2 tRNA genes and 3 rRNA genes are annotated in these 5,746 nt (G+C 52.3%); all 5 read left to right on the top strand.

What is annotated here, in order from left to right:
- Positions 1 to 233: 233 nt before the first annotated feature.
- The 5 genes from A7P95_RS00080 to rrf all read left to right on the top strand — a co-directional run bounded on the left by A7P95_RS00080 (position 234) and on the right by rrf (position 5,709).
- Positions 234 to 1,774, top strand: a 16S ribosomal RNA gene (locus A7P95_RS00080).
- Between the two features lie 66 nt (positions 1,775 to 1,840).
- A tRNA-Ile gene (locus tag A7P95_RS00085) sits at positions 1,841 to 1,917 on the top strand.
- Between the two features lie 51 nt (positions 1,918 to 1,968).
- Positions 1,969 to 2,044 (top strand) — tRNA-Ala (locus A7P95_RS00090).
- Between the two features lie 310 nt (positions 2,045 to 2,354).
- A 23S ribosomal RNA gene (locus A7P95_RS00095) occupies positions 2,355 to 5,431 on the top strand.
- Between the two features lie 165 nt (positions 5,432 to 5,596).
- Positions 5,597 to 5,709: ribosomal RNA gene (gene rrf / locus A7P95_RS00100) — 5S ribosomal RNA — on the top strand.
- The 16S, 23S and 5S rRNA genes sit together here with 2 tRNA genes alongside, the layout of an rRNA operon.
- Positions 5,710 to 5,746 lie beyond the last annotated feature (37 nt).

Consider the following 5,746-nt stretch of genomic DNA (forward strand, 5'->3'; position numbering starts at 1 on the left):
TGGCGTATAGTTCGCATCTTCGCTGCTTCCACGGCACCGTTTCGAAATTGGTTGGACTGATTGGTTTTGAGACGTGTCGTTTTTATTCGGGAGCGGAATTGTTCTTTAACAGTGAGATTACCGATAAGTGTGGATGTTTCGGCATCCGCACTGCTAAGAGAAGACAAGACGATGTTTTAGACATTGATCTGTTGGTTTCTTTGAAGCAGACCAGAAGTTTAAAGTTAGAGATTGAACATAAGAGTTTGATCCTGGCTCAGATTGAACGCTGGCGGCATGCTTTACACATGCAAGTCGAACGGCAGCGGGGGAGTGCTTGCACTTCTGCCGGCGAGTGGCGAACGGGTGAGTAACATATCGGAACGTGCCGAGTAGTGGGGGATAACCAATCGAAAGATTGGCTAATACCGCATACGCTCTGAGGAGGAAAGCAGGGGACCGAAAGGCCTTGCGCTATTTGAGCGGCCGATATCTGATTAGCTAGTTGGTGGGGTAAAGGCCTACCAAGGCGACGATCAGTAGCGGGTCTGAGAGGACGATCCGCCACACTGGGACTGAGACACGGCCCAGACTCCTACGGGAGGCAGCAGTGGGGAATTTTGGACAATGGGGGCAACCCTGATCCAGCCATGCCGCGTGTATGAAGAAGGCCTTCGGGTTGTAAAGTACTTTTGTTCGGGAAGAAAAGGGGACGGTTAATACCCGTTTCTGCTGACGGTACCGAAAGAATAAGCACCGGCTAACTACGTGCCAGCAGCCGCGGTAATACGTAGGGTGCGAGCGTTAATCGGAATTACTGGGCGTAAAGCGAGCGCAGACGGTTATTTAAGCAGGATGTGAAATCCCCGGGCTTAACCTGGGAACTGCGTTCTGAACTGGATGGCTAGAGTGTGTCAGAGGGGGGTAGAATTCCACGTGTAGCAGTGAAATGCGTAGAGATGTGGAGGAATACCGATGGCGAAGGCAGCCCCCTGGGATAACACTGACGTTCATGCTCGAAAGCGTGGGTAGCAAACAGGATTAGATACCCTGGTAGTCCACGCCCTAAACGATGTCGATTAGCTGTTGGGCAGCTTGACTGCTTAGTAGCGTAGCTAACGCGTGAAATCGACCGCCTGGGGAGTACGGTCGCAAGATTAAAACTCAAAGGAATTGACGGGGACCCGCACAAGCGGTGGATGATGTGGATTAATTCGATGCAACGCGAAGAACCTTACCTGGTCTTGACATGTACGGAACCTTCCAGAGACGGAAGGGTGCCTTCGGGAGCCGTAACACAGGTGCTGCATGGCTGTCGTCAGCTCGTGTCGTGAGATGTTGGGTTAAGTCCCGCAACGAGCGCAACCCTTGTCATTAGTTGCCATCATTTAGTTGGGCACTCTAATGAGACTGCCGGTGACAAACCGGAGGAAGGTGGGGATGACGTCAAGTCCTCATGGCCCTTATGACCAGGGCTTCACACGTCATACAATGGTCGGTACAGAGGGTAGCCAAGCCGCGAGGCGGAGCCAATCCCAGAAAACCGATCGTAGTCCGGATTGCACTCTGCAACTCGAGTGCATGAAGTCGGAATCGCTAGTAATCGCAGGTCAGCATACTGCGGTGAATACGTTCCCGGGTCTTGTACACACCGCCCGTCACACCATGGGAGTGGGGGATACCAGAAGCAGGTAGGCTAACCGCGAGGAGGCCGCTTGCCACGGTATGCTTCATGACTGGGGTGAAGTCGTAACAAGGTAGCCGTAGGGGAACCTGCGGCTGGATCACCTCCTTTCTAGAGAAAAGCGGGGCAGGAGCATCCACACCTATCGGTAATCACACAGATGCAAGAGAAGACCTTGGGTTTGTAGCTCAGCTGGTTAGAGCACACGCTTGATAAGCGTGGGGTCGGAGGTTCAAGTCCTCCCAGACCCACCACCACGCTGAAGCCAGAGGCAGAGCAGTAGAAACGCCCGAGGAGAGAGGTAAGGGGGCATAGCTCAGTTGGTAGAGCACCTGCTTTGCAAGCAGGGGGTCATCGGTTCGATCCCGTTTGCCTCCACCACAGACCCAGCACTTTTCAAATCAAAGCGAACCGCTTTCAGGCCACTTGAAAGCAGCTGGTTTTGATTTGCGAAGCGCAAGCGACGCATCGATCTTTAACAAATTGGCAAGCCGAAATCAATAAACAAACGAAGTAAGAGGGGGTGTGCCCCACTTACTGAAATTTGGGTAATGATTGTATTGACCGGATCCTGAGACAAAAGGCAGGATTCGGACACAACAAGCAGTAAGCTTTATCAGAGTAGAGGCCTTAAGTCCCGACTGTCGTCAACGCAGGGAGGGCAAAGTCAGAAAGGCACTTCAAATGATAGAGTCAAGTGAATAAGTGCATCAGGTGGATGCCTTGGCGATGATAGGCGACGAAGGACGTGTAAGCCTGCGAAAAGCATCGGGGAGCTGGCAATAGAGCTATGATCCGGTGATGTCCGAATGGGGAAACCCACCGTATTTTGTACGGTATCCTTATCCGAATCCATAGGGTAAGCGAAGCGAACCCGGAGAACTGAACCATCTCAGTACCCGGAGGAAAAGAAATCAACCGAGATTCCGCAAGTAGTGGCGAGCGAACGTGGAGGAGCCTGTATACGATAGCTGTTGAGATAGAAGAAGGAAATGGAAAGTTCCGCCATAGTGGGTGATAGCCCCGTATTCGAAATCTCGGTAGTGGTACTAGGTATACGACAAGTAGGGCGGGACACGAGAAATCCTGTCTGAAGATGGGGGGACCATCCTCCAAGGCTAAATACTCATCATCGACCGATAGTGAACCAGTACCGTGAGGGAAAGGCGAAAAGAACCCCGGGAGGGGAGTGAAATAGAACCTGAAACCTGATGCATACAAACAGTGGGAGCCCCAGATTTAAGTATCTTGGTTCTTTCAGCGAGCGAGCAGCGAGCTAAAAGCAGACTAAGGAGTGAAACTGGCAGATTTAAGCAAGATAGCAGGATGCTTAAATCTGGGGTGACTGCGTACCTTTTGTATAATGGGTCAACGACTTACGTTCAGTAGCGAGCTTAACCGGATAGGGGAGGCGTAGGGAAACCGAGTCTTAATAGGGCGACGAGTTGCTGGGCGTAGACCCGAAACCGAGTGATCTATCCATGGCCAGGTTGAAGGTGCCGTAACAGGTACTGGAGGACCGAACCCACGCATGTTGCAAAATGCGGGGATGAGCTGTGGATAGGGGTGAAAGGCTAAACAAACTCGGAGATAGCTGGTTCTCCCCGAAAACTATTTAGGTAGTGCCTCATGTATCACTTCCGGGGGTAAAGCACTGTTATGGCTAGGGGGTCATTGCGACTTACCAACCCATGGCAAACTCAGAATACTGGAAAGTGTGAGCATGGGAGACAGACAGCGGGTGCTAACGTCCGTTGTCGAAAGGGAAACAACCCAGACCGCCAGCTAAGGTCCCAAATGATAGATTAAGTGGTAAACGAAGTGGGAAGGCTTAGACAGCCAGGATGTTGGCTTAGAAGCAGCCATCATTTAAAGAAAGCGTAATAGCTCACTGGTCGAGTCATCCTGCGCGGAAGATGTAACGGGGCTCAAATCTATAACCGAAGCTGCGGATGCACGCTTCATTAAAACAGCTTACCGGAGCGAAGCGACGGAAAGCGCCCATCAAAGTCGAGCGTGACGGATGGTGGAAGCAGAGTTGTTTTAATGAAGCGTGCATGGTAGGGGAGCGTTCTGTAGGCCTGAGAAGGCGTATCGTAAGGTATGCTGGAGGTATCAGAAGTGCGAATGTTGACATGAGTAGCGATAAAGCGGGTGAAAAGCCCGCTCGCCGAAAGCCCAAGGTTTCCTGCGCAACGTTCATCGGCGCAGGGTGAGTCGGCCCCTAAGGCGAGGCAGAGATGCGTAGTCGATGGGAAACGGGTTAATATTCCCGTACTTGATTTAAGTGCGACGTGGGGACGGAGAAGGTTAGGTCAGCAAACTGTTGGAATAGTTTGTTCAAGCCGGTAGGTGGAAGGACTAGGCAAATCCGGTTCTTCGAAACACCGAGAAGCGATAACGAGCATCTACGGATGCGAAGTGACCGATACCACGCTTCCAGGAAAAGCCACTAAGCTTCAGCTTAAATCGAACCGTACCGCAAACCGACACAGGTGGGCAGGATGAGAATTCTAAGGCGCTTGAGAGAACTCGGGAGAAGGAACTCGGCAAATTGATACCGTAACTTCGGGAGAAGGTATGCCCTTCGACGTTAAGCCTTCGCGGCGTAAGCGTTGGAGGGTCGCAGAGAATCGGTGGCTGCGACTGTTTATTAAAAACACAGCACTCTGCAAACACGAAAGTGGACGTATAGGGTGTGACGCCTGCCCGGTGCTGGAAGGTTAATTGAAGATGTGAGAGCATCGGATCGAAGCCCCAGTAAACGGCGGCCGTAACTATAACGGTCCTAAGGTAGCGAAATTCCTTGTCGGGTAAGTTCCGACCCGCACGAATGGCGTAACGATGGCCACACTGTCTCCTCCCGAGACTCAGCGAAGTTGAAGTGGTTGTGAAGATGCAATCTACCCGCTGCTAGACGGAAAGACCCCGTGAACCTTTACTGTAGCTTTGCATTGGACTTTGAAGTCACTTGTGTAGGATAGGTGGGAGGCTTAGAAGCAGAGACGCCAGTTTCTGTGGAGCCGTCCTTGAAATACCACCCTGGTGACTTTGAGGTTCTAACCCAGGTCCGTGATCCGGATCGGGGACCGTGCATGGTAGGCAGTTTGACTGGGGCGGTCTCCTCCCAAAGAGTAACGGAGGAGTTCGAAGGTTACCTAGGTCCGGTCGGAAATCGGACTGATAGTGCAATGGCAAAAGGTAGCTTAACTGCGAGACCGACAAGTCGAGCAGGTGCGAAAGCAGGACATAGTGATCCGGTGGTTCTGAATGGAAGGGCCATCGCTCAACGGATAAAAGGTACTCCGGGGATAACAGGCTGATTCCGCCCAAGAGTTCATATCGACGGCGGAGTTTGGCACCTCGATGTCGGCTCATCACATCCTGGGGCTGTAGTCGGTCCCAAGGGTATGGCTGTTCGCCATTTAAAGTGGTACGTGAGCTGGGTTTAAAACGTCGTGAGACAGTTTGGTCCCTATCTGCAGTGGGCGTTGGAAGTTTGACAGGGGCTACTCCTAGTACGAGAGGACCGGAGTGGACGAACCTCTGGTGTACCGGTTGTCACGCCAGTGGCATCGCCGGGTAGCTAAGTTCGGGAAGGATAAGCGCTGAAAGCATCTAAGCGCGAAACCTGCCTGGAGATGAGACTTCCCTTGTGGTATAACCACACTAAAGAGTCGTTCTAGACCAGGACGTTGATAGGTGGGGTGTGGAAGCGCGGCAACGCGTGCAGCTAACCCATACTAATTGCTCGTGAGGCTTGACTCTATCATTTGAAGTGCTTTGCGGTGGCTGGCCACCGGAGAGGACGGAAGATAAAGCTTACTGGAAAGAGATACACATTACCCGACGGTCGAACCTTGAGAGAGTTTGGCCGGAGAAGATTGATTGGCCGATAGCGATATCGGCGGCTTGACGATTTGTACAGTTTAGTTTGGCGGCCATAGCGGTTTGGTCCCACGCCTTCCCATCCCGAACAGGACCGTGAAACGAACCAGCGCCGATGATAGTACGGATACCCGTGCGAAAGTAGGACACTGCCAAACACCTATTCCGACACCCCGGCTTAATCAGCCGGGGTGT

Source organism: Eikenella longinqua, assembly GCF_001648355.1.
Classification (GTDB): Bacteria; Pseudomonadota; Gammaproteobacteria; order Burkholderiales; family Neisseriaceae; genus Eikenella; species Eikenella longinqua.